24 protein-coding genes are annotated in these 25,288 nt (G+C 60.2%); 11 read left to right on the top strand and 13 right to left on the bottom strand.

What is annotated here, in order from left to right; all coding sequences use genetic code 11:
- Positions 1–38 precede the first annotated feature (38 nt).
- The 3 genes from KP001_RS03175 to KP001_RS03165 are packed head-to-tail and all read right to left on the bottom strand — an operon-like array spanning position 39 to position 2,665.
- Entirely contained in the window at positions 39–1,007 is a 969-nt protein-coding gene (locus KP001_RS03175; protein ID WP_217288145.1) for a GDP-L-fucose synthase family protein, read from the bottom strand.
- A complete protein-coding gene (gene gmd / locus KP001_RS03170) occupies positions 1,000–2,049 on the bottom strand; it encodes a GDP-mannose 4,6-dehydratase (protein ID WP_217288144.1) in 1,050 nt (349 codons plus the stop codon). The genes KP001_RS03175 and gmd overlap by 8 nt, the downstream gene beginning before the upstream one ends.
- Before the next feature lie 55 nt (positions 2,050–2,104).
- Positions 2,105–2,665 (bottom strand): sugar transferase, encoded by a 561-nt coding sequence (locus tag KP001_RS03165; protein ID WP_217288143.1) that lies wholly within the window; start codon positions 2,663–2,665, stop codon positions 2,105–2,107.
- Positions 2,666–3,003: 338 nt separating this feature from the next.
- Between KP001_RS03165 and KP001_RS03160 the strand changes: the two genes are divergently transcribed.
- The 11 genes from KP001_RS03160 (at position 3,004) to KP001_RS03110 (ending at position 16,430) form a co-directional block, all read left to right on the top strand.
- Complete coding sequence (locus KP001_RS03160; RefSeq protein WP_217288142.1) at positions 3,004–4,146, top strand: glycosyltransferase family 4 protein; 1,143 nt, start codon at positions 3,004–3,006, stop codon at positions 4,144–4,146.
- Complete coding sequence (locus KP001_RS03155; RefSeq protein ID WP_217288141.1) at positions 4,143–5,315, top strand: glycosyltransferase family 4 protein; 1,173 nt, start codon at positions 4,143–4,145, stop codon at positions 5,313–5,315. The genes KP001_RS03160 and KP001_RS03155 overlap by 4 nt, the downstream gene beginning before the upstream one ends.
- Positions 5,312–6,418 (top strand): glycosyltransferase family 4 protein, encoded by a 1,107-nt coding sequence (locus KP001_RS03150; RefSeq protein ID WP_217288140.1) that lies wholly within the window; start codon positions 5,312–5,314, stop codon positions 6,416–6,418. Before KP001_RS03155 ends, KP001_RS03150 begins: the two co-directional genes overlap by 4 nt.
- Positions 6,415–7,086 (top strand): class I SAM-dependent methyltransferase, encoded by a 672-nt coding sequence (locus KP001_RS03145; RefSeq protein WP_217288139.1) that lies wholly within the window; start codon positions 6,415–6,417, stop codon positions 7,084–7,086. Before KP001_RS03150 ends, KP001_RS03145 begins: the two co-directional genes overlap by 4 nt.
- Positions 7,076–8,209 (top strand): glycosyltransferase family 4 protein, encoded by a 1,134-nt coding sequence (locus KP001_RS03140; protein WP_217288138.1) that lies wholly within the window; start codon positions 7,076–7,078, stop codon positions 8,207–8,209. The genes KP001_RS03145 and KP001_RS03140 overlap by 11 nt, the downstream gene beginning before the upstream one ends.
- Entirely contained in the window at positions 8,206–10,734 is a 2,529-nt protein-coding gene (locus tag KP001_RS03135) for an oligosaccharide flippase family protein (RefSeq protein ID WP_217288137.1), read from the top strand. The genes KP001_RS03140 and KP001_RS03135 overlap by 4 nt, the downstream gene beginning before the upstream one ends.
- Positions 10,721–11,404 (top strand): hypothetical protein, encoded by a 684-nt coding sequence (locus KP001_RS03130; RefSeq protein ID WP_217288136.1) that lies wholly within the window; start codon positions 10,721–10,723, stop codon positions 11,402–11,404. Before KP001_RS03135 ends, KP001_RS03130 begins: the two co-directional genes overlap by 14 nt.
- A 30-nt stretch (positions 11,405–11,434) precedes the next feature.
- Complete coding sequence (locus KP001_RS03125) at positions 11,435–12,610, top strand: glycosyltransferase (RefSeq protein ID WP_217288135.1); 1,176 nt, start codon at positions 11,435–11,437, stop codon at positions 12,608–12,610.
- Complete coding sequence (locus KP001_RS03120) at positions 12,607–13,506, top strand: class I SAM-dependent methyltransferase (protein ID WP_217288134.1); 900 nt, start codon at positions 12,607–12,609, stop codon at positions 13,504–13,506. Before KP001_RS03125 ends, KP001_RS03120 begins: the two co-directional genes overlap by 4 nt.
- A 144-nt stretch (positions 13,507–13,650) precedes the next feature.
- Positions 13,651–14,763: a glycosyltransferase family 4 protein gene (locus KP001_RS03115; RefSeq protein WP_217288133.1), complete on the top strand. Its 1,113-nt coding sequence runs from the start codon at positions 13,651–13,653 to the stop codon at positions 14,761–14,763.
- Positions 14,760–16,430, top strand: coding sequence for a glycosyltransferase family 4 protein (locus KP001_RS03110; protein WP_217288132.1), 1,671 nt, complete (start codon positions 14,760–14,762; stop codon positions 16,428–16,430). The genes KP001_RS03115 and KP001_RS03110 overlap by 4 nt, the downstream gene beginning before the upstream one ends.
- A gap of 43 nt (positions 16,431–16,473) precedes the next feature.
- Here KP001_RS03110 and KP001_RS03105 read toward each other — a convergent pair whose 3' ends face one another.
- Genes KP001_RS03105 through KP001_RS22335 form a run of 10 tightly spaced genes read right to left on the bottom strand, consistent with a single transcriptional unit; the run spans position 16,474 to position 25,286 of the window.
- Positions 16,474–17,478 (bottom strand): NAD-dependent epimerase/dehydratase family protein, encoded by a 1,005-nt coding sequence (locus KP001_RS03105; protein WP_217288131.1) that lies wholly within the window; start codon positions 17,476–17,478, stop codon positions 16,474–16,476.
- A 2-nt stretch (positions 17,479–17,480) separates the two neighbouring features.
- Positions 17,481–18,425, bottom strand: a complete 945-nt coding sequence (locus tag KP001_RS03100) for an NAD-dependent epimerase/dehydratase family protein (protein ID WP_217288130.1) — start codon at positions 18,423–18,425, stop codon at positions 17,481–17,483.
- Positions 18,426–18,457: 32 nt separating this feature from the next.
- Positions 18,458–19,216, bottom strand: a complete 759-nt coding sequence (locus tag KP001_RS03095) for a glycosyltransferase family 2 protein (protein WP_217288129.1) — start codon at positions 19,214–19,216, stop codon at positions 18,458–18,460.
- Complete coding sequence (locus KP001_RS03090; RefSeq protein ID WP_217288128.1) at positions 19,217–19,771, bottom strand: WcaF family extracellular polysaccharide biosynthesis acetyltransferase; 555 nt, start codon at positions 19,769–19,771, stop codon at positions 19,217–19,219. It lies immediately after the preceding gene.
- Positions 19,772–19,789: 18 nt separating this feature from the next.
- On the bottom strand, positions 19,790–21,004 hold the full coding sequence (locus KP001_RS03085; RefSeq protein WP_217288127.1) for a glycosyltransferase: 1,215 nt from the start codon (positions 21,002–21,004) through the stop codon (positions 19,790–19,792).
- Between the two features lie 16 nt (positions 21,005–21,020).
- Entirely contained in the window at positions 21,021–22,358 is a 1,338-nt protein-coding gene (locus tag KP001_RS03080) for a hypothetical protein (RefSeq protein ID WP_217288126.1), read from the bottom strand.
- Entirely contained in the window at positions 22,345–23,487 is a 1,143-nt protein-coding gene (locus KP001_RS03075) for a glycosyltransferase family 4 protein (RefSeq protein WP_217288125.1), read from the bottom strand. The genes KP001_RS03080 and KP001_RS03075 overlap by 14 nt, the downstream gene beginning before the upstream one ends.
- On the bottom strand, positions 23,484–24,686 hold the full coding sequence (locus tag KP001_RS03070; RefSeq protein ID WP_217288124.1) for a glycosyltransferase family 4 protein: 1,203 nt from the start codon (positions 24,684–24,686) through the stop codon (positions 23,484–23,486). The genes KP001_RS03075 and KP001_RS03070 overlap by 4 nt, the downstream gene beginning before the upstream one ends.
- A gap of 17 nt (positions 24,687–24,703) precedes the next feature.
- Positions 24,704–24,940, bottom strand: coding sequence for an acyl carrier protein (locus KP001_RS03065; protein ID WP_217288123.1), 237 nt, complete (start codon positions 24,938–24,940; stop codon positions 24,704–24,706).
- Positions 24,894–25,286: an AMP-binding enzyme gene (locus KP001_RS22335; protein ID WP_367620598.1), complete on the bottom strand. Its 393-nt coding sequence runs from the start codon at positions 25,284–25,286 to the stop codon at positions 24,894–24,896. The genes KP001_RS03065 and KP001_RS22335 overlap by 47 nt, the downstream gene beginning before the upstream one ends.
- Positions 25,287–25,288: the final 2 nt, after the last annotated feature.

Here is a 25,288-nt window from a genome sequence, read left to right as displayed (position 1 = left end):
AAAGATGCCCCCTGTCAGTGCCACATTGTTTTGTGCCGTTACCCGTGCCGATAGTTCTCCTGGTACCACTTGTAGGTGCGGGTGATACCCTCTTCAAGCCCGACCGTGTGGCGCCACCCCAGCGCCTGGATGCGGGACACGTCTTGCAACTTGCGCGGAGTCCCATCGGGCTTGGTAGCGTCGAAGGAAAGGCTCCCCTGAAAACCCACGACCTGCGCAACAGTATGGGCAAGCTCCCGAATTGTGACATCTTCGCCGGTACCGAGGTTTACGAAACAGGGGGTGGGGTAGCTTAACAACTCGCGCGACATTGTCTCATCAGGAAGCTCCATCAGGTGCAGGCATCCCGCAGCCATATCCTCCACGTAGAGGAGTTCACGCTTGGGCGCTCCGCTCCCCCAAACCACGACCTCGGGCGCTCCCGCAATCTTTGCTTCGTGGAAGCGCCGGATCAGCGCGGGGAGAACGTGGCTGTTTTCCGGATGAAAATTGTCGCCGGGGCCGTAGAGGTTGGTGGGCATTACGGCGATGAACTTGGTGCCGTACTGACGGTTGTAGGACTCGCACATCTTGATACCGGCGATCTTGGCTATCGCGTATGGCTCGTTGGTCGCCTCCAGGGTGCCCGTTAGCAGGTGTTCTTCCTTCATTGGTTGCGGCGCGAGCTTCGGATAGATGCAGGAGGAACCGAGGAACAGAAGCCGCTTGACCCCGGTGAGGTAGGCGTTATGGATCACGTTGTTCTGGATGGCGAGGTTCAGATAGATGAATTCGGCGGGATAGGTGTTGTTGGCGTGGATTCCCCCAACCTTGGCGGCGGCAAGCATCACGTATTCCGGTTTTTCGGCGGCGAAAAATCGGGCTACCGCCTCCTGGTTGGTGAGATCGAGTTCGTCTATTTCCGGCGTGACGAGGTTGGTGTAGCCCGACGCGGTCAAGCAGCGGTGCAGCGCGCTACCGACCAAGCCCTTAGACCCGGCCAGGAATATCTTCGCGTTTTTATCCATTGGCTCTCCTCTCCCGTTCGGCAAGTTTCAGATCGGCGTCTGTCATCATTTGCACCAATGCTTCAAAGCTGGTTCTGAGCTGCCAGCCGAGCTTCTCCTTCGCCTTGGTGGCGTCACCCAAAAGGAGGTCCACCTCGGCCGGGCGGAAATAGCGCGGGTCGATCCGTATCACCGTCCTCCCCGTGGCCGAGTCAATCCCGACCTCCTCTACGCCCTCCCCTTTCCACTCAAGCGGCATGCCCAGACGAGAGAATACCAGTTCAGCAAAAGTTCGCACCATGTACGTTTCGCCGGTAGCGACCACGTAATCGTCAGGCTGGTCCTGCTGCAGCATGAGCCACATCGCTTCCACGTAGTCGCCGGCGAAGCCCCAATCCCTTTTCGCATCGATGTTACCCAGGTACAGGCAGTCCTGGAGCCCCAGCTTGATCCGTGCAGCGGCACGGGTGATCTTTCTGGTCACGAAGGTTTCGCCCCGCCGCGGCGACTCGTGGTTGAAGAGTATTCCGTTGCAGGCGAAGATGTCGTAGCTCTCGCGATAATTCATGGTGATGTAGAAGGCGTACGCCTTGGCGCAGGCGTACGGGGAGCGCGGGTAAAAGGGGGTGGTCTCCTTCTGCGGGGTCTCCACCACTTTTCCGTAAAGCTCTGAGGAAGAAGCCTGGTAGAAGCGGGTACCGAGACCGGCCTCCCTGATCCCCTCCAGGATCCTCACCGCTCCGAGGGCGTCCACCTCGCCCGTGTACTCCGGGACGTCGAAGGAGACCCTGACGTGGCTCTGGGCGCCCAGGTTGTAGATCTCGTCCGGGCGGATGTCGCGCAATAGCCTGTTGATTGAGCTCGCGTCGTTCAGGTCACCGTAGTGCAGGAACAGCCGCGTCTGCGGGTCGTGCGGATCGCGGTAGATATGGTCGATGCGCCCGGTATTGAAGGAGGAGGAGCGGCGGATCACGCCGTGTACCTCATACCCCTTTTCAAGGAGCAATTCGGCGAGGTAGGAGCCATCCTGCCCGGTAATTCCTGTGATGAGGGCTTTTTTCAATTCTGTCCTCCAGCTGTTGGTATTTTGTCTGACCCGGTCCCAATGAAACCGATCGTTAGTGTGTAATTCCTTCTTTCCTTAGGACCTTTAGGAAGGTCAGAAGAATTATGCGCAGGTCGAAAAGCAGCGATCTTTCCTTCAGGTAATGCTCGTCTAATTCCACCTTGGCCGGAATGGGGAGTTCATCTCGCCCGTTAATTTGAGCCCAGCCGGTGAGCCCGGGGAGTATCTCATGTACGCCCTTTTGGGTGCGGAGTTCGATCAGGTCGTCTTGGTTGAAGAGCGCGGGCCGGGGCCCCACAAAGCTCATGTCGCCTTTGAGGATACTCAAAAGCTGTGGGAGCTCGTCTAAACTGGTCCTGCGCAAGAACTTCCCCACCGGGGTCAAAAACCGGTCTGGATCCGCAAGGAGGTGCGTTGCCACTGCGGGAGTGTCGATACGCATAGAGCGGAACTTCGGCATGCGGAAAAGAGTGTTGTTTCTCCCCACGCGGTCGGACCAGTAGAGTACTGGCCCCGGGGAAGTGAGCTTTATCACCAGTGCTAAAAAAAGCATAGGAACGCTCAGACAGGCCAGCAGAAGACAGGAAAATAGCGTGTCGAAGAATCTTTTCACAAGGGCGCACCTTTGCCGCCGGTTGTAAGCGGGGCATGTTTAGTGAAGTTACATTTGTGTACTCTAAAGCAATGAAGACTTTACTGAACATGGGGAATTTTTTCAAGCCCTTTACCAGAAGAAGGGATTCTTTTACTGTCAGGACCCGACAGCTGGTTCTTTTTCGGTCTCTACGAGGCCGGAGGCAGGACATTGTGACATCTGCTGAACCTGTGCCAACAAACATTAAATTTTTCCTTTATCTGAGGAGCATTTCAGGATATAAAAAGTACCGTTTGTAGGTTCAAGCAATGGGCACACCTTCTGAGACTCTCTCTAAAGAAGATCCACGAGGAAAAATGAACATCCTCATCTCGGCAGGCATCTTCCCGCCTGACATTGGTGGGCCGGCCGACTTCGTCGCCCGCATCGCCATCTGGCTCTCGCATCGAGGGCACGCGGTCGAGGTTGTCTGCTGGAGCGACACTGCGAATTGCGATGACTCCGCCTATCCCTTCAGGGTGCACCGCGTGCTGCGCAAGGGCTCCCGTGTCGCCCGTTTTTTTTTCACAACGCGCAGGCTTCTAACGGCAGGAAAAGGCGCGGACGTGGTCTTCGTGAACGGTCTTGCTCTCGAGGCACAAGCCGCAGCGCTGTTTCTGCGCCGCCCCACGCTGCAAAAGGTAGTCGGTGATTACGCCTGGGAGGTCTCCCGCGTGCGGGGCTGGTACAGCGGGACCATCGAGGAATTCCAGCGAGGAACAAAATCCGTCAACTGCCGCCTTTTGTGCCTTTTAAGGACGCTACCGCTCATGTTGGCGGCCAGGGTGGTTACGCCAAGCCTTTATCTGGCGCGACTCGTGGCCGGTTGGGGCATCGACGCCGGGAAGAGTTCCGTGATCTACAACTCGACCCCTGCGGCGGGCGATCGGGACGAACTCCCCTTCCCCCCCCACGACGGAATGACCATCACCACTGTCTGCCGGCTGGTCCCCTGGAAAGGGGTGGACCGCCTCATCGCCCTCATGGCGGAACTCCCCGGGGTCCGGCTGATTGTCGCAGGCAGCGGGCCGCAGCGGGAGTTTCTGGAGCGGCTCTCGCGGCAACGAAACGTGTCGAAACGGGTGCTTTTTCTGGGGCAGCTTCAAAAACCGCGGGTCCGGGCGCTTCTTTGTTCCAGCGACATCTTCGTTCTCAATTCGAGTTACGAGGGGTTGCCTCACGTGGTACTGGAGGCGATGGCCGCGCGGGTGCCGGTGGTGGCAACCGATGTCGGCGGGACGGGCGAGGCGGTTGTGGACCAGGAGACGGGGCTGCTCGTTCCGCCGGGCGACGACCGCGCGCTCCTCGATGCACTTAAACTGCTCATCTCCTCTGAAGAAACCAGGCGCCGCTTAGCCGAAACGGCTGCCACATCCCTTGCTGCGCGCTTTACCGAGGAGACCTGCTTCTCCTCCTTCGAGATAACCTTGGCTGAGCTTGCCCAGCGGGGAGGAGTATGACTCCGCTCCCCTCGGTAAAGATCCTGATGCTTTCCAAGGACCCGTCTTTTCTATCAGGAGCGGGAGGGGGCGACGCCCTGCAGCGCCATCTTTACTACCTGGAGCGCCTGCGCAAAAGGGCACCGGGGAGCGAGATCCGCATAGTCACCTTTTCCACCAGCCCTCATCCCGTTTTCGCCGCTCCGGTACCAGGGCTCAACATTTACGGGACCGGGTCATGGCACCGGGCCTTTTACCTGCCGAATACGATGAAGGCAGTGCGCCAGGCGACCCGTGACGGCTGGTGCCCCGATATCATAACGACGCAGGGGCCGTACGAGGAGGGCCTCCTGGGACTTTTCATCGCCTCGAGCTTCAGCGCGCGCTTCGTCCCCCAGATCCACTTCGACCTCTTTTCACCCGAATGGCTGAAGGAGAGCCCCTGGAACCCATTGCGCCGGATGCTCGCTTGCCACGTGCTTAAAAAGGCTGACCGGGTCCGGGTGGTCTCGCCGGGAATGAAGAACGATCTCGTAGAACACCTCGGCCTGTCTCCACAGCATATCGATGTGATCCCGGTCGGCGTCAGTTTTCGTGTCACCTCTCTTGCTGCGAAGGCATGCCGGGAAAAGCTTTCCCCCCGACTTGAGGGACGTTTCTGCGTCCTCTTTGTTGGACGTTTCTGCCAGGCGAAAAATCTCCCCCTCTGGCTCAAGGTGGCGCGGCGCGTCCTGGACGTGATACCAGAAACCTTTTTTGTCCTGGCGGGAGACGGGCCGCTGTCGCAGGAGGTGCGGACCCAGGCTCAGCGGATGGGGCTGACGGATGCCTGTCTTTTTTTGGGAAACATACCCTACCGCGACCTCCCCGAGGTCTACGGCGCCGCCGACCTTTTCCTGCTCACTTCCAGCCATGAAAGTTTCGGCAGGGTGGTGCTGGAGGCCCAGTTGGCCAGCGTGCCGGTGGTGGCAACGGCCTGTGCAGGGCCAGCCGGGATCCTCGTGGACGGTGAGACGGGTCGCCTAACCCCTCCGGGGGACGCAGACGCCACAGCCGCCGCGGTCATCAACCTGCTGCTGGACGAACCGGGCCGTAAAAGCATGGCGGCGAAAGCCCTTGGACGGGTGGAAGAGCCCTACGGGCGACAGAAGCTTGCAGATGACCTTACGCGACTTTGGTGCGGGCCATGAATCTCCTTATCTTCAACCTGAAGACAGACGCAGATGACACCGTGCTCGGCTTCACCACTGACTGGATCAACGCCCTAGCGCGCCACTTCAGCAAGGTGACAGTGATCACCATGGCCGTGGGAAGGGTCTCCGTCGCTGGAAACGTCGAAGTTATGAGCGTCGGCAAGGAAAAGGGATGGAGCGAGGCCCGGCGCGCTGCGAAATTCTATGCCCTTTTGGGGCGCGTTTTGAGCACCCGGCGTTACCATGCCTGCTTCGCGCACATGATGCCCCTTTTTGCCGTCATGGGGTGGCCACTTTTGCAGCTGAAGCGGGTCCCTATCACGCTTTGGTACGCGCACGGACACGTCCCGCCGTTTTTGAGGGTTGCGGTCCACCTGGTGGACCGGGTAGTGACCTCTTCGCGCAGCGGTTTCCGGATCGAGACCGACAAGCTCGTCGTGGTGGGACAGGGCATCGACACCGACCGCTTCGCCCCCTCCCCGCGGCCCGAGAAGGATGTTCTGCTAGCCCTCACCTTGGGGCGCATCGCGCCGGTCAAACGGCTCGAGGTGGCGATCGAGGCGCTTGCGCTCCTACCTCATGGCTTGCGGGAAAAAGTGCGGCTCCGCTTCGTGGGGGACACGCTGAGAACCGAGGACCAAGACTACCTCATGGGCCTTAACCGACTGGTCCGGGAGCGCGGACTCTCTCGGCAGGTGGAGTTTCAGGCCGGCGTCCCCTTCGCCGAAGCACCGGGTGTCTACGCCAAGGCCGATTTGTTCGTCAACTCGAGCGACACCGATAGCGTCGACAAGACGGTCTTGGAGGCCATGAGCTCCGGCCTCCCCATCGTCACCAGCAACGCAGCCTTCAAAGAAGTGCTCCCTTTGGACCTGGCCCGGGATTGGATCGTACCCAAGGGGGACCCACGCGCTCTTGCCCAAAGACTGGAGCACCTAGTCTCGCTTTCCGCCGGGGAACGAGAAGACATCGGGGTTCGTTTAAGGGAAACGGTCACCGCCGGCCACTCCCTCCCCCGCCTCGCGAAGCGGCTGGCCTTACTGATGTCGGAGAAGGACAGCAGGGGCACCACCATCACAACAAGCACGGGTGCCATATGAAGCTCGGGATGAAGAGAAAATTGACCCGCGTCAGGTTCAACCGGTTTATCGAGAAGTACGCTTTCAACGGGCCGGTCCTCGACGTCGGCGGGGCCAACAGCCCCTACCGTCGCTGGTTTCCAACCATAAAGTCGCTGGATATCTCCCCCGACCGCGGTGCCGACATCATAGGGGACGCGCACGACATGCACATGATCCCTGACGCAAGCTACGACCTCGTGCTGTGCACCTCAGTCCTCGAACACTGCCTGGAGCCCGCGCGGGTGCTGGCAGAGATACGACGCGTGCTCAGGGTAGACGGCCGCCTGATTCTGAGCGTCCCTTTCGTCTTCCCAATCCACGACGCCCCTCACGACTACTGGCGCTTCACTGAGTTCGGCGTGAAGAGGCTTCTTACGGAGTTCGAGATCGAGGAGTTCGTGGAGGACATGAACACTCTGGAGACGCTCGGTTACATGTTCCACCGCCTATTCCTGCAAACCACGGGTGCACTTGCACTGGCCCGAGCTCTCTCGTTTTTAGCCAGCAAGCTCTTATACCTCCTGCCGAAGGGAGCGCTCGGGTCAGAGTACGGCGACGGCTCCAGACGCTACCGGATGAACAGCAGTATCCTGGTCGCCGACTATCTTGTCTGTGCCAGAAAACCGGGGGAGAAACGTGCCGGTTGAGTCGGAGCTCGTCTACATAAGCAACACCCGAATCCCCTCGCGCAAGGCGAACACCTACCAATCCTTCTGCGTCTGCGAGGCCTTCGCCGATTTTTTCGAGAAAGTGAGTTTCTGGCACCCCAGGCGCTGGAACCCCGACGGGGGCCTATGCGCCGACCCTTTTGCCTTCTACAACGTCGAGCGACGCTTCACGCTCGTTGAACTGGAGGCGCTCGACAACCGCCTCTTCGCCACGCGCTTTCACCTTGGGTACGCAGCGACCAACACCCTCTTCGGACTCGTCGCGGCCATGCGCCTTTTGCTGGACGGGAAACAAAAGACAGTCTTCGTGCGTGACGTGGGAACACTGAAGGCGATCGGCAGCTTCAGGAGGCTCGGGCTTTTGCGGCATCACCGAGTGATCTTCGAGGAGCACGTCTTCGCCCCGGGGCACCTCCCCTACCTGGCCATGCTGGACGGGTTGGTCACCATAAACCGCCACTTGGAAAACCTCTATCGCGAGCGGCTCGATATTCCCATCCTCACCGCGCACGACGGCGTGAGGCTGACCGAGTACGGCGAGAAGTGCCCCCGGCCCCCCGGCCCGCCCCAGGTTCTCTACCTGGGCAACTTCTTCCGCTGGAAGGGGGTACACACGTTAGCGCAGGCTGCCCAGCAATTCGGTGACGAGGTCATCTTCCGCTTCGTGGGGGGCTCGCAGGAGCCCGACCCGGAGTTCCAAAGCACAATCAGCAGGCGCCAAAACGTGAGGGTAGAGGGTTTCGTCGGGAGGGTGGAGGCCCTGGAGCGCCTGCGACAGGCAAGCGTCCTCGTGCTCCCCAACTCCGGGCTCGACACGATGAGCACCTACACCTCTCCGTTGAAGCTCTTCGAATACATGGCGGCCGGCCGCCCCATCGTCGCCTCGCGTCTGCCGTCGCTCATGGAAATCTTGCACGATGGGGAGAACGCGATCCTTTGCAACCCGGATGACCCGGCAGACCTCGCGGCAAAGATCCGCTTCGTGCTGAAAAACGACTGCAGCCACCTCACCCGGCGCGCCTGGCAGGACGTGCAGGAATACGGCTGGGGAAACCGGGCGCGCAACATCTGTGCCTGGATGAACTTTTTGGAGGCAGGGTGAGTAAAGGGAGGCTCGTCTACATATCGAACACCCGGATTCCCAGCGCAAAAGCGAACACCTACCAGTCCTTCTGCGTCTGCGAGGCGTTTGCCCGCCAGGGACTCGAGGTGGAATTCTGGCACCCGGCCCGCAAGGGGGACTACTCGACGCACCCCGGGGGTGAAGAGGAGGTCTTTCGACACTACGACGTGAACCCACTCTTCCGCCTGTGCCGCCTCCCCGCGCTCGACCTCACCTTTTTGATGCAGCATGCTAACCGCATCTGGTTTTACGTTGCGGCCGCCAGCTTTTCGCTGAGCGCGATGTGGCGGCTCGGCAACGAGTCCCGGGGCACAGTCATCTACACGCGGGACTCGACTACCCTTTCCCTCTTCTACTATGCAAACCGGCTAGGGCTTTTGCGGCTGCCGGTCTTCTACGAGGCGCACCGCTTCTCCGACCGCGAGGTGCGCCACGTCCGCGACGTTGAGGGGGTCGTCGTCGTGAACGCCTGCCTTAAGGAAGAGTACGAGAAGGGGGGAAAGCTGAACATCCTCGTTGCGCATGACTGCATCCGGGAGGAGACCTTCCTCGCCCCTTCCCCCCCCCCAGTCGATCTTGCGGCCCGACACGGTTTCCCGGCACGGGAGCGGTTCGCCACCTACATCGGGCGCTTCAAGTCGCGCGGCAACGACAAGGGGATCGAGATCATCGTCAGGTGCATGAAACACGTGCGCGATGCGAAGCTCAGGTTCCTCTTCGTCGGCGGCCCCCTCGACGCGGTACCAGGGTTCCGGCGCCTGATGCGGGAGGAAGGGGTGGAGGATAGCCGCGCGCTGTTCCTGGACGGTCAGCCGGTGCACGAACTCAGGCATTTCCATTCACTGAGTTCGGTCCTGCTCATGCCCTACCCGCGCTCGAAGCACCACGCCCTGCAGCTGTCGCCTTTGAAGATGTTCGAGTACATGAGTTCGAAGCGCCCCATCGTTGCCTCCGATCTCCCCTCGATCCGGGAGGTTCTAAACGAGGAAAACGCGCTCTTTTGCCGCCCAGACGACCCGGAAGATCTGGCAAAGAAGATCGATTGGGTGCTGGAAAACGACTGCACCGCGCTTTCCGAGCGAGCCTGGCAGGACGTGCAGCGTTACACCTGGGACAAACGTGGTGCGACGATTGTCGGATGGATGCGCGACAGTGGGCACCTTACGACCAAGGCCTCGCTCCCTGTGCTCGGGGCAGCCGCCCAATTGGAAGCGAAGACGCCGAAAAAAAGCCTGATTGATCAGCGTTTCAAGAAGAACCTCCTCTTTAACTACGCGACTCAGGCGGTAGGCATCACAGCGGGATTCGTCACCACCACACTGATCGCCCGCAACGCGGGCCTGCATACCTACGGGCTCATCGGCCTCTTGGCGGCCCTTGGGGGGGTCTTAACCAACCTGCTCAGCTTCCGCACCAACGAGGCAGTGGTCTCCTTCTACAAGAAGGGCGAGGTGGAAAACGACCCCGGGAGCCGGCGGCTGGCGCTCGTAGCCGGTATGCTGATCGATCTTTGCGTCGGACTCTTCCTTTATTTCCTGGTGTCCGGACTCGCCCCCTTCATCGCTCGCACCCTCCTCAAGGAGCCGGGGGAGTACCCAGGGGTCGCCCTCTACGCTGGCATCATGCTCTCGAGCTTCCTGCGAGGCACGCCGCTCGGGCTTTTGATCGCCCTCGAGCGCTTCCGGCTGGTGAACCTGATCACCCTTACGGAGCAGCTTTTGAAGATGCTAGCCGTGGCGCTTTTGGTTCACGCGGGGAGTCCGGTGACCCTCAGGGGAATAGTGACCGCGTACCTCGTCCCGGCCGTTGCTGTCACCCTCTTCGTCTACTGTTATCCCGTGGCTCGGCTCGCAAGGCTCAGGGGGGCGAGGATACCGCGAGGCCGGGTCGTGGACTATGCCCAGTTCAGCATAAGCACCTTTGTGTCATCTACGCTGAAGGCGGGAAACCAGAACGTGGACACCGTCGTGCTTGGCGTTTTCACCACACCAGCAGCCGTCGGTGCCTATACCCTCTTTCGCCAATTCCTGGCCCCGATCTCCATGGTCACCACCCCCTTCTCCTCGCAGAGCTATCCCCGGTTCTCCGAGGCGGTGGCGCGAAGGAGGCTCGATGACATCTCGCAGACGGTACGTCACGCGAACAGGCTCCTCATGAAGGCCTTTCTGGCGCTCTGCATCGTGATAGTGCCGGGGCTATTCATCTACGACCGGTGGAACGGGCTCGGTTTCACCTGGCAGCACTACCTCACGTTCGCCCTCTTGCTGGTGAACGCCTTGGTGCTGCAGCGGCTTTGGTGGTGCCGCCCCTTCGCCGTCGCATTCGATCCGAACATCTCGCTGCGGGGGAACCTGATTTACTCGCTGTCGCTTCCGCTCTGCCTGGTCCTCGCTGTAAGCTCAGCCGGGCTTATTGGCGTCGGTGCGGCATTGACCTTAACCGCTCTGCTGCAGTGGGCCTACTGGTCCGCGATTATGAGAAAGGCGATCCATGTCCAATATTAGGTTTAGAAATTCGCGCTACTGGTCCAACCGGGAGCTCAGGAAAATCGCGCCCCTGCTATCGGGTAAAGTGCTGAACGTCTCGGCCTGGCGCGACGGCGACAAAGAGGGGGGTACCTACCGGGAGAACTACTTCACCGGTGCCGCGAGCTACGGCATAACCAACTGGAAGGCGGAAGCAAAGGGTTTCCAGGGCGACCTCCCCGGGGAAATCTTTCTCGACCTGGAAGAGGAGCTCCCACTGGAGCTCGCCGGGGGATTCGACGTGGTCTTCAACCACACGACCTTGGAACACGTCTTCGAGGTGTTTACCGCCTTCTCCAACCTCTGCCGGCTCTCACGCGACGTCGTGATCGTGGTGGTTCCCTTCCTTCAGGAACAGCACGCCCCCTACGGCGATTACTGGCGCTTCACCCCATGGGCTATCCAGAAGCTGTTCCTGAAATCGGGGCTCACTCCGGCCTACCTGAACTTCAACGATGGCCCCAAAGACGCCATCTACATATTTGCTGCCGGTGCCAGGAACCCCGAGACCGCCGCGAGGCTCGGTAAGGTGGAGGGTAACCGGCTCGACAAGGTGGATCAGACCTACCTTGGGGTGCGATTCATGGACCGCGAGCCGCTCCTTTTAAAGGGGCTGCGCGCCCTGTACCACGCTTTCAGGCGGCGCTGAAACGTGTCGGCATTAGCATACCGAGCCCACATGACCCGACCACTCCAGATCTGTCACGTGATAACCACCATCAACCGTGGGGGCGCCGAAAACCACCTATTCGAGCTGGTGCGCGGCCAGGTGGAGGACGGCATGCGCGTGGCAGTTGCCTACTTGAAGGGGGACGGCTACTGGCGCGCACCGTTGGAGGCACTGGGAGTCGAGGTGATTGCCCTTGGTCTTCGCCGCTACGGCGACGTCGCTCCCCTTCTCACCCTGCGGCGCGCAATCAGACGCCTGCACCCGGACCTCGTACACGCGCACCTGGGCCCGGCGGAGGTCTATGCCAGGGGGGCGATCGCGGGGCGGTCGGGGCTTCCCTTCGTGGTGTCCCGGCATAACGAAGCTACCTTTACCGGCGGCGCAATGGACACCTTACTGGCTCGCTGGGTCGGGCTCAGGGCGGCACGGGTCATTGCCATTTCGGCGTCGGTGCAGCAATTTTACTGTGGCTGCCATCGCTTCCTCCCCCTGCAGCGGGTGCCGGTGGTCCACTATGGCATTGATCCGGCGCCGTACCTTCAGGTCGCCCCTGTGGCTGTCGCGGCACGGCGCCAGGAGTGGGGCATCAAGCCTGAGACTCTTGCCGTAGGGACGGTGGCGCGCATGGTGCCGGCAAAGGCGCTCCACGTTCTCCTGGAGGCGTTCGCGCTCCTTGTCATCGAGGCCCCGGCCACCAAACTCGTGCTAGTCGGGACAGGGCCGCTGGAAGCGGACCTGAGACGCCGTGCGGTTGCGCTCGACATCCAGGAGAAGGTGGTCTGGGCCGGGTTTCAGGAGGACATTCCCTGCGTGATGGCCGCCTTCGACATCTTCGCCCTCACCTCGGTAACCGAGGGGTTCGGCCTTGTCCTTCTGGAGGCGATGTCGGCGGCCCGCCCGGTAGTTGCCTCTGCGGTGAGCGCCATCCCTGAAATCGTAGTCGAGGGGGAAACTGGTTGCCTCGTACCGCCTGGCGACCCCGCTGCCCTCGCGCACGCGCTCGCGGTACTTGCCTGCGATCCCGAATCACGCCTAAAGCTCGGCGAGGCGGGAAGACGACGGGCCCTGGAATCATTCACGCTCAAAGCAATGCAGCAAAACACCATCGCCGTTTACCGCTCTATTCTCGCCAACCGACCTGTCACGGGGAGGCCCGAAGCGGCCGTTCCTCTGGAGGAGCCATGATCGAAGTAACCTGCCCAATGGATGGGGAGATAATTTCACGCAACCACCAGGGGCTCTTCTGCCCGCAGTGCGGCAATGGGTTTCCGGAGGTAGACGTGCTGGGAAAACTGACCCCCGACCTACGCTGTCTGGAGCGTTCCTCGCAGGTCACCCTCACATTCACAGTTCCATACACCCCGCTCGAATCCGTGCAGGTGAAGCAGTTCGGCAAGGCAACCACCGCGGCTGGAAGCTACCACTCCCGTGAAAAACTGCGCCGGCTCTACAAGACCAAGCTGCAAAAGGAAATCATCTTTTACGTGGAAAGGCTCTTGAACGAGGTAGGGCAAGAGGCGCGCATCCTCGACCTTGGTTGCGGCAGCGGCGGCAACAAGCGGTATCTGAACGATATCGGCTTCAAAAGCGTGCTGTCTGTCGACTTCATGGCGCCCGGGGCCGAGTACCTGGTGGATGTACACCGCCTCCCCTTTGCCGCCGGCACCTTCGACATGATCCTTACCACGGCCACGCTCGAACACTTCTACAACCCGTACATCGCTTTCTCAGAGATGAGCAGGGTGCTGAAACCGGGGGGGATGCTGATCGCGAGCGGGAGCTTCTGGGAGGGGTGGCACGGCAATTCCTGCTTTCACTTCACACCAGGGGGGATGGACATCCTCTGCAACAGTGCCGGTCTCGAGATCGCCGACCTCTGGTCCGGCTGGGGGTTCATTCCGAGTGTTGCGACCCATGCACTGGGACTCGGCAGGTTCAAAAATGTCACCTATCAACTGCAAACCCTCTTCGACTCTGCTATAACTCTCATAGCCGGCAAGGAGGCCGCCAAGAAGCACAAGTTCAGGACCAGCGGGTCGTTCGGCATAATGGCACGAAAACATTGCGGACAAGCACTATGACATCGCGGCAGCTATTCCATAGAGTTCTGATCCAGTCTCGAAGGGGGCTTTTCCCGTGATCATGTCCCGGAGATTGCTTCCGTATCTTTGTGAGGAGGGGCACGGCTATGCCACAACTGGCAGCCCCAAGGCGGAAGGCATCTGATGCACATATTGATTGCCGCCAATACCGCATGGTACCTGAACAATTTCCGGGGGCGACTCATTACGGCGCTAATCGAGGAGGGGCACCGTGTCACCGCCCTCGCGCCGCAGGATGACTACGCACCGCGCCTGGCGGCGAAAGGGGCCCGTTACCTGCCGCTCCCTTTTTGCAACACCGGCACCGGCCCAAGCGAGGCTGCGACGCTTCTACGCATGGGACGCCTGCTCAGGGCGGAGCGCCCAGATCTCGTGCTGACCTACACGCCGAAGATCAACATCTACCTCTCGCTTGCGGCAAGGGCGCTCGGCATCCCGGTGCTCGCGAACATCTCCGGCATGGGTCGAGGGTTCATCTCAGGCGGCCTTCTGAAGGCCGTCATGCTGCTTCTGTACCGGGTTGCTCTCAGGCACCCCTCGAAGGTCTTTTTCCAGAACGAGGATGACCTCGAAGAGTTCACGAAACTCAAGCTGGTGGATCCTTGCCGGACCGCCCTCCTCCCGGGTTCCGGGGTGGACCTTGGGCGCTTCCGGCCCGCCGCCCGACCAAGAAGGGAGGAGACGGTTTTTCTCATGGTCGCGCGCCTTTTGACAGACAAGGGAGCGCGCGAGTACGTGGCGGCGGCGCGGGAGCTGAAGAAGTCCTATCCGCAGGTGCGCTTCCAGCTCCTGGGGCCTTTGCAACCTCCGGCTCCTTCCGCCATTTCCGCTGCGGAACTCGACACATGGCGCGCCGAGGGCGTGGTGGAGTACCTGGGGAGCACGGACGACGTACTCCCGTTCTACCACGCGGCCGACTGCCTAGTGCTCCCCTCCTACCGCGAAGGGACCCCCCGCACCCTCCTCGAGGGGGCCGCCACGGCGCTCCCCCTAGTCGCCACCGACGCGGTCGGCTGCAGGAACGCAGTTAAGGACGGGGTTAACGGCTTCTTGTGCCGCATGAAGGATGCTGCAGACCTTGCGGCAACCATGCGCCGGTTTCTGGAATTGCCACATGCCGAACGTGAACGGCTGGGGGCCGCGGGGAGAAAACGGATGGAACTGAGTTTCGACGAGGAAATCGTCATCACCCGCTACCTGAAGGAAATAAAAAGGATCGAGGCTGGCATGGCATGATACGCATTTATTACGTCTACATATTCCTCACAGCGCTCATCTCCTGCTCCATCCTAGTCCCGTATGCGGCGCGCCTGGCGATCAAGGTGGGGGGGGTTGACCAGCCGGACGAGAGAAAAGTGCACTCCCACGGCACGCCGCGCCTGGGGGGAGTGGCCGTTTTCTGCTCCGTTTTGTTCAGTGTCATCTTCTTCTGCGGCATCAACCAGCAGACCAAGGGCTTTTTGGTCGGCGCCATCATCATTTTCCTCACCGGCCTTGCGGATGACTTGGTGCGGCTTACCCCGCGCCAGAAGTTGATCGGTGAGCTCCTGGCCGTGGGACAGGCCGTGCTGCTCGGGGGCATCCGCGTGAACGATCTGGGGACCCCGTTCGGCTTTGGTCCCATCGAACTCGGCTTCTTTGCCATCCCCTTCACCATCTTCGCCATCGTTGGCCTGGTCAACGCCATCAACCTTCTCGACGGCATGGACGGCCTCGCCGGTGGCGTCTGCGCCATCGCTTGCATATCCTTCGCAGTGATCTCCTTCACCTCTTCCAACCACGTACTGTCACCGCTTGTCATCGCGCTTTTAGGAAGCATCATTGGTTTTTTACTCTACAACCATTATCCGGCCCACATCTTTCTCGGGGACAGCGGGAGCCTCCTTCTGGGGTACTGCATGGGGATTTTCTCCGTGTTCCTCGCTACCGGTAGCAAGACGGCCGTCTCCCCCTATCTCCCCCTGATCATCCTCGGCGTCCCAATCCTCGACACGCTGGTGGTGATGATAAACCGCCGGCGCTACGGCAGAAAGCTCTTCCAGCCGGACAAGACGCACCTGCACCACCGCCTGCTCGGCCTCGGCATAAGCCACAAGCTGACCGTGCTTATTGTGGTAGGAATCTCGTATCTTTTCAGCGTGATTGCCATCTTCGGGCGCGAGTTGGGTGACGGGACGCTGATCACCCTTTTGCTGGTGACGGGGTTGACCGTGTACGGGCTTCTCTACGGCATGACGCGCAAGGGGTGGTTTGGCAGGATCTACCTCTACAGCGACCAGGCCCTGCGCACCAGCTACCATTTCCGTTACCTGGTGCGGCTCACGGGGTGGCTGTTGTTGGTGATCAAGTACCTGTTGGGCGCGGTATTTCTCATGCCCTTACTGCTGCCGGGCGAGGTGATACTCAAATGTGCCACGCTGCTCCTTATGGCGGCCGCTGCCTCCGCTGCAGTATATCTGATGCGCAGGGAGTGGCGCGAGAGGCTCCTGGTGGGAAACATCTATCTTTTTGGAGGTGTGGCGATCTTCGCCCTGGAGAACTTCGGGCGCCAGATCAACCTGTTCGGCGTAGCGCTGCATTACGTCTCGCACGGGATCTTCCTGGCGCTCCTAATCTGCGCCGGATCCAAGATCTTCATCAGGAAGCGCGCCTCACTCCTCATCGTATCTCCCTTCGACTACCTGCTTATGCTGATCGTTTTAAGCGCCCCCCTTATCCCCTTGAGCTTCACCACGCAGTTCCATCTCTTAACCGTTACCGCAAAAACCGTGATCTTCCTGGCCGGGACGAAGCTTGTCCTGAAAAAGCAGTTGCACTTCGCCGCGGCCGGGGTGCAGGCGAAGGAGATGGCGGCCGTGAGCCTGGACGGCAGCAGCATTGAGCAAACGAAAACGGCCGGGTGAATACCCGGCCATTCCGATAGCAATTCCTCCGCCCTTTATGGCTTCACCGCCTCCACGCGCGTCCCTCTACCAGGCAGTCTCCCAGGTCAATTTGCTCTTTCGCGTGCCAGCGCGCCGTTTGCAGAAGCGCCTCCCGCGCGCCGACGATCGGCTGCCAGTCAAGCTCCTGACGGATCCTGCCGCTGTCGACTTGGAGCGAGGCGACGAGGCTCCGCACCGCCCCCCCCCGCCCGGCCGCTTCTCCCACAAGCCGCAAAAGAGAGGTGGGGAAAGGGAGCAGACGCGCCTTTTTCTCCATCCCCTCTGCTAAAGTCCGGATCAAGGACGGCGTGGAGACGTCTTCACCGTCGGAGACGAGATAAAGCTCCCCTGCTGCTTTCGGGTGACTGGCCGCGGTCATCAGGGCATGGGCCAAATTGCCAACGTAGAGTAAGCTGCGGCGGTTGTCGACGGAGGCAAGGGGGAGCGGAAGCCCCTTTTGCACCGCCTTCAAAAGGGTGAAGAAATTCCCCGGGGTGCCAGGGCCGTACACGAGCGGTGCACGCAGGATGACCGCTTCCAGCCCCGTCTCCCGCGCCACTTCGGCAAGACCGCGCTCCGCCTCAAGCTTCGAAATCGAGTAATTGTTGTGCGGATGGACAGGGCTTATTTCGGTGAAGGGGAGGTTTCCTGATTCGTCGCCGTTCACGCCGATGGTGCTCATGAAAACAAGGCGGCGCACCCCTGCCCGGGCGCACTCGCGCGCAAGCCTTAAGGTCCCTTCGGTGTTGGTGCGGCGAAATTCTTTCAGCGGGTCCTCAGCCGTCTCGCGCATGACATGGACCCGCGCGGCCAGATGCACCAGCGTCTCCACGCCGTGGAGGGCTTCCGCCCACGCGGTCTCCGGTCCCATGGGCTCGATGGGGGCCGGGCGCACACCTTCGATGAGGGACTCCGCTTTCTCACCGGGAAGAAGCGTACCGCGCACCGCGCAGCCACGGGCCATGAGTTCTGCGCAGAGGCGCCTCCCTACGAAGCCGGTGGCGCCGGTTACGAGGACACAGGGCATGCTCACCTGTTGAGTTCCGCGCGGACGTACCTAGCCAGGCGTGCAATCCCCTGATCTAGGTCGAGCCGGGGCGTCCAGCCGAGTTCCTCCCTCGCCAGTGTCACATCAAGATAGTTGACGGGGACATCGAGCTTGCGGACCGGCTTGTATTCCACAGATGGCTTCGTGCCCGTAACCCTGCCGATCACCTCGACCAGGCGGTTGAGGGTGCAGGGCTCACCGCATCCGATGTTGTAGACCCGGGAGGGGGTGCCCCCATGGATGACCCGCAGAAAGGCGTCCACGAGATCCGAGATGTGGAGGAAGTCCCTGGCAACCGAGCCGTCCCCCCAGATCACGATCGGCTCGCCGGACAGTGCCCGCCAGACGAAGGTCGTTACTGCCCCTTGCCCGGAGGCCGGATCCTGCCGCTCCCCGTAGGGGTTCGCGATGCGGAGCACCGTGTAGTCCAGTCCGTAGAGGTGCCGGTACAGATGCAGGTATTTTTCCGTGGCAAGCTTCGTGATGCCGTAGGAGCAGAGCGGATCGACCGGGTGGCTCTCGGTTATGGGCTGGAACTGCGGAACGCCGTAGACTGTGCCGCCGGAGGAGGCGTAGACGACCTTCGAGACCCCCTGCTGCCGAGCCAAGTTCAAAAGCCGCAGGGTTCCGCTTAGGTTCGTCTCGACGTCGTAGATCATGTTGTCGTTGGAGGACTTGGGGAGCGTCATGCTGACCAGGTGCACAACCACGTCGATGTCCTTGAGCACGCCGCGAAGTTCGTCCTCGTTCATGAAATCGCCGGTGACCAGCTCGACCCGGTCTTTGAAGGCGGCGATGTTCGCCGTGTTTACGTTGCGCTTATCGAAAATGCGCACGAAATGGCCGCATGCCAAAAGTGCTTCGCTTAGGTGGGAGCCGATGAAGCCGCATCCTCCTAGAACAAGACAGTTACCCCTTTTTTGCATCCTGCCCCCGATTCGACCCTTGTTGCGCCCTCTCAGCAGGGCTTGACGAGAAACTGCCTTAAACGGTCCACCACCTTGTTGCGTGCGAAACTTACCAGCGACATGTCAATACCGTTTTTCTTGCAGGCCCTGACGATCTCCACGTTCTGCTTCACGATGTTGGAGACGGACTTGTTGGTAGCACCGCCGACCCGCATTTTCACGAAGATGCGTGGAATGTAAACGCCTTTCACTTGATGTCGCTCCAGAAAGCGCGCCATCAGCTCAAAGTCGGCGGCCAGGCGGTAGTCGAGATCGAAGAGACCGTACTTTTGGTACACTCTCCTTCTCACGAAGAAGGTAGGATGCGCCGGCACCCAACCCTTGCGGAAGTACCCCGGCTTATACTGCTCGGAGCGCCAGAAGCGGACGGTTTTGTCAAGGTCATCGCTGTCCACGTAGGTGAGATCGGCATAGCAGGCGTCTACTGTATGGTCTTGCATGACGTCGGCCACGGTGGCCAGCACGCTGTCGTCATAATAGACGTCGTCGGCGTTCAAAAGCCCCACCACCTCGCCGGTGGCACGGCTCACCCCCTTGTTCATTGCGTCGTAGATGCCGCTATCCCGCTCACTGGTCCAGTTGGTGATCGCCGACTCGTGCTCACGGATCACGTCAACAGTGCCGTCTTTCGAACCGCCGTCGACCACGATGTACTCGATGTCCTTGTGCGTCTGCCCCGAGACCGAGCGGATGCAGTCGGCGATGTACTTCCGGTTGTTGTAGACCACCGTGATAATGGAAATCTTCATCTAGTCAATCACCCTCTCCCTCACCTTGACGGCGGGTATTCCCTGGTAAATTGCGTATTCCTCGAGGTCCTTCGAAGCCACAGATCCCACCGACAGGATGCTGTGTGAGCGACAATGGACTCCGGGACAGACCGTGCTTTGAGCCCCAACCCAAACCCCGTCCTCTAGGACGATCTCCCCGAGCATTAGGTCGAAGGTGGATTTTTTGTAGTCGTGGTTCCCGGTAAGAAGCATCGCCCCCTGCGAGATGCATACGTCACTCCCGATGGTCACCTGCGCAAGGCTGTCGATCCAGACATTCTCCCCAATCCATACATCGTTGCCGATCTTCAGGTTCCAGGGGTACTTGACGTTCACCGAGGGCTTGATGACCAGATTCTTCCCCACTTCCGCTCCGAAAAGCCGGAGGATCTTCGTCTTTAATCCGTATACAGGGAAGAAATAGCTCTGGAAGAAAATCAGGTTCGTGAAGTACCAGATGAGGCGCAAGCCCCCCCCCCTGCCGGGGTTGTACCAGCTATTGTCGAATCTGCCGAGTTCCACCCTCTTCCTCATATCCACCTCTGCGTTCCCTCACCTTCCCGGCATGGAGCCGTCGTCGACCATGGAGGTGGGAATCCCCCGGCCATCAAGGAGCCACTGGTACACCTCCGTCATCTGCTCTCCCACGGCGTTCCAGGAAAACTTCGCTTCCACGAGTTCCCTTCCCCTGCGCCCCATCTCCTCGCGTTTCGCCGCGGGGGACTGGATCAGCGCCTCGATCCCCTCCCTGATCGAGACAGGCTCCGGCTCGACTTTGACGGCTGCACCTGCCCGGTACCCTTCGTCGATGTTGCAGCCGGAGGTGACGATGACCGGCTTGGCGTAGGCCCAAGCGTTCAGCGGGGCGATGGGAACCCCCTCGCTATAAGAGGGGAGGATGAAGGCGTCACAGCAAAAGTAGCAATCGCCCATGGCATCGCCGTGCTGCTCGCCGAGGGTGGAGACCCGCCCGCTCATCCCGTTGTCCTTTATGAAAGAGAGAAGCTCTTTTTCGTAGGCGTTGTTATCGAACTTGAAGCCGACCACGGCCAAGTGCCACTCTTCGCTCCCTCGGATATTGCGCTCTATAAGCTCCTTCCAGGCCTGCAAGAGGAGGTGCACCCCCTTTTTGTGGTGGATTCGGCTCAGGTACAAAAGAACCTTCTTTCCTTTCGTGTCAGAGAGGTCGCGCCAGGGGGAGGCGTGCGAAAGAGAGAGGTCCGGAAGATTAACCCCGTTATTCACAACACAGACGGGGTTCTTTAGCCCGAGCTTTCGCACCGACTCGTACTCGGCCATTGTGTTCACCTGGATGCAGGATGCCTCCTTCAGTATCTTGTCGATGCAGACGAAGCGGGCGATGTCCTTCTTCCACTTGGAGTTTTTCAGGGCCCACTCGTCCAGCATGCCATTCGGCGTGACGAGGTAGGGTGCACGGCGCGCCTTCGCCCACTTGTAAAGGGCGTAGGTGGTGTAGGACCACAGCGAGTGGATGTGCCCGACGTTCGCCTTTGACGCCATGAGCTTCGAGTAGAAGGAAGGACTGTATCCGACGATCTGCGGCCCCGACACCTTGTGCACCGACGGGACCAGGGGGCGCCACCTCGGGAGGTCCGCCTCGGTGCACGCGTCAACGAGCCCCTCAACGTCCACGGGGATGCCGCGCGCCGAAAGCTGGTGCGCCAGGTTTCTTTCCACCTCAAAGATGCCGTAGATGAGTCTCGAAACCGAGGGGGTCACGTATAAAAGGTGCAGCTGCTCGTTCACTCCTACCTCCTTGTCCCTAGCCCGGCACGCCCTCTCCCTGGGGGAGGGACAGATTCAGTCGTTTCTCTATTTTCCTGGTCATGAACTTCAGGGCAACCACCGGGAACGACAGGTACACCAGGTGGTCCACCGCCTGCGGGAAGTACCCCCTCGTAAGCCACTGGAAAAGCACCAGTGAGACCGCGATCCCGGCAAGTCCGCCATACAATCCTCCCATGCGGGCGCGGCGCTGCGCAAAGCCTACGGCGAGCCCGTGGCAGAGCCCACCTATGTAGATCCCGAGATAGCCGAAGCCGAAGAAAAGTCCCCCCAGCGCCGTGGCCGCCTCGCCCACCTCGCGCCCAGCACTGATGGCCCGGTCGATGCCCAGAAGCAGAGGTGGGGGGTACGGCTTCTCGCCGCCGGGGAAAAAGTTCGCAGGCACCGCCTTGATTACGATGTAAAGAAACATGGTCCGGCCGTTGTCCCTCTCCACCACGCCGTCAGCAACCGCCTGGTAAAGGGCGAAGTCGACCATGGAGCCGCGCGCCTGGTCCACAAGGGCGGTGTAGGGGAAGTCGGCGGGGTTGTAGTTGATCTTGTCGTACTGATGGGTGAAGAAAGCCGTCCTGTTCAGGGTGAGGAACATCACGAAGTACAAGAAGACCACGACAACCGTGAGATAGCTCAAGACACGCGCCTTGCTGATCCCCTTGCGGTGGATGTAGGCCATGAACAGGCCGAAAATGGTGAGGATCAGGCGGTACCTGAAGCCCAGCACCAGAAACAGCGGAAAGGCCACCAGCGTCATCGCCGTAACGTACCTGCCGCCGATCCGGTAGTAATAAGCCGCTATCACGAGAGTGATCAGCGAATCGGCAAAGTTCTGCAGGAAGTAGCTCCCCCCCTTGAGCCCCATGGTGTTCTCTTCCACCTTGCCGACGATGATGTCGATCAGATTGAACCCCTCAGAAAGGGTGTTGAAGAAGATGACCAGGTACAAAAAGGCGAAGAGCCCCACCACGCGGTACCTCATCATCTCCCGGCAGTCCGGCGGGGGGAAGTCCAGGTCCCCGTCAGGGGGGAGCCTCCTCCCCTTGTTAACGATCCAGTAGCCGATCAGGAAGAAGCAGAGGTGCAGAAGGATCTGCAGAAGGCCAATGCCGAAATACCGCGCCACATAGGCGTTCACCGCATAGAACTGGCCGGCGTTGAAGTAGACCACCGGGCAAAGGAAGAGGTAATACGCCTGGACGGCCAACACGAAGATGTAAAAGACGTGGTTGCGCGCCCCCCCTTTCCAGAACGCAGCACCGAAGGCGAGCAGGAAAATAAGAGTGGTCACCGGTATGAGGATAAACTCAAAATTGTCCATATTTCCCGCAAATCTCCAGAACCTTCGCGGCCATCGAGGCGGAATTCCACCTAGCCGCCTGCTGCGCGTTGAATTCACCCATAGCCCGCCGCAGGGCTGGGTCTCTAACAACCTTTTCCAAGGCGGCGCGGAAGTCGGCTACAGAGTCCGAGGCGCAGACGTATCCACCCTTTCCTTCCACCACCAGCTGCGAAGCGACCACCCGGTCGCTCAACACCACCGGCAGGGAGGCCGACATCGCCTCGTTCACCACCACCCCCCATCCGTCATAGCGGCTGCAGAAGAGGAACAGGTCGGAGAGCCCGTACAGGTATGGAATCTCTTCCTTTTCCTTGAAACCGAGAAACACCACCCTGCCCCGCCCGTTCACCCGCGCCTCAAGCTCAGCACGCAGCTCCCCATCGCCCATGATCCAGAGTTCCGCATCCTGCCTCAACAGTTCCGGGAGGGTACAAAAAGCCTCGATGGCTACGTCCATCCCCTTTCTGTGAATGAGCGAGCCCGAGGTGATAACGACACATTTCCCGTCCGGATTGAGCTCCGCGCGAATCCGCTCAAGCCGGACAGGATCGAGCGCCTCCTTCTTATACCGGCTATCGTTGATGTTATAGGGGACGATCTCCATCGGGCGCTTCACCCCGTGCGCCCGGTAACTTGAGGCAGCGGCGTCACCGATGCAAAGTACCTCCTTGCAGCAGTTCCTAAGGGGCAACATAAGCATCTTCTTGAACAGGAACCGGAGCTTCGAGCGCGATGTGAAAAGCCGCTCCCCGAACCAGAGGATCACCTTGCCGCGCAACTTCGAGATCAGAAGGACGGCGACGGTATTCGGGAGGTAGTAGTTGCCGCTTGCCACGACGAAACGGGCGTCGTCGGTGAAAGCCTGCCTGAAGATCGCGTTACTGAAGTGGAAGTCGCTCTTCACCTTCTGAATCAATCGCGCGATGAGGTTGTTCTCCAGGCAGATCCTTTTGTACCTCGCCTGGTCCTCCACGAGGGTCCACTGCCGGTCCGACTCGATGGAGGAGTAGTAGACGACCCCCAGGTCGAAGTGCTCGGTTAGCGCCTCGAAAAAATCGATATTGTAGGGGGACGGTATGTTCGTGTAGAAGGTGAGCCGGGGCTTCACGAGGTCACCTCCGTGTAGAAGTCGCGAATCCCGTTTTTGAAGCGGTCCCAAGTGAACTGGCGCGCCGTCTCCGCCGCCTGCAGCCCCATATCCTTCAAATCTCTCTTGTGCCCGGCGCACCACTCGATCTTCTCCGCGAGGAGATCCATGCGCCGGATCGGGATTACGAACCCTTCGTGTCCGGAAAGGAAGACATCCCTCCCCGCCGTATTTGGGGTGCAGATTACGGGAATCCCAGCACTCATTGCCTCCAGGATCACGTGACCGAACCCCTCGATGAGCGAGGGAAAAACCAGGCAATCGTTTCGGTGCATCTCCTGCAGGAGCTCCTCGTGCGAAAGGTTGATCTTCACCTTGATGTCGTACTTCGCGAGATAGGGAGCAAGGAGGTTGTGGTCGATGTGCCCCCGCCCGACGATGGTCAGGTTCACCCGGTCCGAGCCGAGCGCCTTGATCGCCTCCAGGAGGTAGTAAAGACCCTTTCTCTGCACCATCTGGCCGACGAAGAGGAGGTTCAACGCCTTGCCGGAGAGGTCATAGTCGGCTTTTCGCGTGAAGCGGCCTGCGTCGACGCCGTAGGGAACGACCCTGATCCGCTCCTGCGCCACGCCGTTTTCAACGAGGGTTTCCTTGGTGAAGGAGCTCGCCACCACGCAGCGGTCAGCAAGACGGCTTTCCTCGACGAGCCTTTGCATCACGTGTGAATCCGGGTCCATCTCGATCTCCGACATGATGGAGTCGCGGGCCTGCGGGACAAGCTCGATCTCGTCGGTGAGGATGCGCTTTATGCTCACCGGATGCGGGTGCAGCTGGAACAAAAGGCAGAGGTTGTCGCGCTTTTCGGCCTTGATGGCGGAGAAGGCCTCAAAGGCCGTGTAGCTGCAGAAAAAGAGGTTCGAGCCGCTCTTCAGGGCGCGCTTCAGCCCTTTCACTGAGAGTTCGGTGTCGGCGGCGTCGTAGGCGTGACGAAAGAGCCTGCGCCTCAACGCGTTCTGCCAGACGCTCACTACCTTGCCTGAGGGGAGTCCGGCTACACGGCGCTTGCCGTAAAAGTCTGACAGGGGGTCCGGGGTATAGAAGTCCGTAACTAGGCACTCCAGTAACTTCGCCTCGTGCAGGGCGACAGAAAGCGCGTAGTGGTCCCGGCTGCCGGCATGGCAGGTGACGCAGGTCGGTATGGTGGTTTTTGCGTTTGTCATGGAACCTTTGTCGTTATTCACGCCGCCAGTTTCGCCTCGATGCAGGAGAGCATGTCGCCTACGCACTTGAAGGAAAAGCTTTCCTTGCGTGAAAAGCGGATGCCGAAGTCGAGCTCCAGGGCGGTGAGCAGGTTCACGTGCGAAAGCGAATCCCAACCCTCCACGTCGTTTGCGGTCATGGCGGGAGTCACATCGATCTCGTCATCGTCAAAGACGTTGCGGAAAACCGCGTTTACCCGTTCTATGGTGGTCATGTCCAGATCTCCATTGTCGAAATGTCGCCTGGGTCGCCCCGCTAAGGGGTGCCTTCAGGACACGGCACATGATCTTGCCGCTTTTGTTCTTGGGTATCGAGTCAGTTAAGATGATCTCCTGGGGTGCGGCGATGCGGGAGACCTGCTTCGACACGTGCAGCCTGAGCTTCAGTTCCAGCGCAGGCGCCGGGCTGAAGCGCCCGTGCAGGTTGGACGAATGCCACCACCTTCTCGCATAAAAGCGGGTCCGGCGCCCCAATCCCCCCGATTCCGCCACTTCTTCAAGCTCGAGAAGCGCGCGTTCCACCCCAAAAGGACTCACTAGGTGCCACGCAACTTTCCTCATCG

Source organism: Geomonas subterranea, from assembly GCF_019063845.1.
GTDB classification, from domain to species: domain Bacteria; phylum Desulfobacterota; class Desulfuromonadia; order Geobacterales; family Geobacteraceae; genus Geomonas; species Geomonas subterranea.
This window is presented reverse-complemented; position numbering and strand designations above follow the sequence as displayed.

Bases quoted from the DNA above. Each gene is read 5' to 3' on its own strand.
- KP001_RS03175 (WP_217288145.1), bottom strand. From the start codon at position 1,007: ATGGATAAAAACGCGAAGATATTCCTGGCCGGGTCTAAGGGCTTGGTC.
- KP001_RS03160 (WP_217288142.1), top strand. From the start codon at position 3,004: ATGAACATCCTCATCTCGGCAGGCATCTTCCCGCCTGACATTGGTGGG.
- KP001_RS03155 (WP_217288141.1), top strand. From the start codon at position 4,143: ATGACTCCGCTCCCCTCGGTAAAGATCCTGATGCTTTCCAAGGACCCG.
- KP001_RS03150 (WP_217288140.1), top strand. From the start codon at position 5,312: ATGAATCTCCTTATCTTCAACCTGAAGACAGACGCAGATGACACCGTG.
- KP001_RS03145 (WP_217288139.1), top strand. From the start codon at position 6,415: ATGAAGCTCGGGATGAAGAGAAAATTGACCCGCGTCAGGTTCAACCGG.
- KP001_RS03130 (WP_217288136.1), top strand. From the start codon at position 10,721: ATGTCCAATATTAGGTTTAGAAATTCGCGCTACTGGTCCAACCGGGAG.
- KP001_RS03125 (WP_217288135.1), top strand. From the start codon at position 11,435: ATGACCCGACCACTCCAGATCTGTCACGTGATAACCACCATCAACCGT.
- KP001_RS03120 (WP_217288134.1), top strand. From the start codon at position 12,607: ATGATCGAAGTAACCTGCCCAATGGATGGGGAGATAATTTCACGCAAC.
- KP001_RS03115 (WP_217288133.1), top strand. From the start codon at position 13,651: ATGCACATATTGATTGCCGCCAATACCGCATGGTACCTGAACAATTTC.
- KP001_RS03110 (WP_217288132.1), top strand. From the start codon at position 14,760: ATGATACGCATTTATTACGTCTACATATTCCTCACAGCGCTCATCTCC.
- KP001_RS03105 (WP_217288131.1), bottom strand. From the start codon at position 17,478: ATGCCCTGTGTCCTCGTAACCGGCGCCACCGGCTTCGTAGGGAGGCGC.
- KP001_RS03100 (WP_217288130.1), bottom strand. From the start codon at position 18,425: ATGCAAAAAAGGGGTAACTGTCTTGTTCTAGGAGGATGCGGCTTCATC.
- KP001_RS03095 (WP_217288129.1), bottom strand. From the start codon at position 19,216: ATGAAGATTTCCATTATCACGGTGGTCTACAACAACCGGAAGTACATC.
- KP001_RS03090 (WP_217288128.1), bottom strand. From the start codon at position 19,771: ATGAGGAAGAGGGTGGAACTCGGCAGATTCGACAATAGCTGGTACAAC.
- KP001_RS03080 (WP_217288126.1), bottom strand. From the start codon at position 22,358: ATGGACAATTTTGAGTTTATCCTCATACCGGTGACCACTCTTATTTTC.
- KP001_RS03070 (WP_217288124.1), bottom strand. From the start codon at position 24,686: ATGACAAACGCAAAAACCACCATACCGACCTGCGTCACCTGCCATGCC.
- KP001_RS03065 (WP_217288123.1), bottom strand. From the start codon at position 24,940: ATGACCACCATAGAACGGGTAAACGCGGTTTTCCGCAACGTCTTTGAC.
- KP001_RS22335 (WP_367620598.1), bottom strand. From the start codon at position 25,286: ATGAGGAAAGTTGCGTGGCACCTAGTGAGTCCTTTTGGGGTGGAACGC.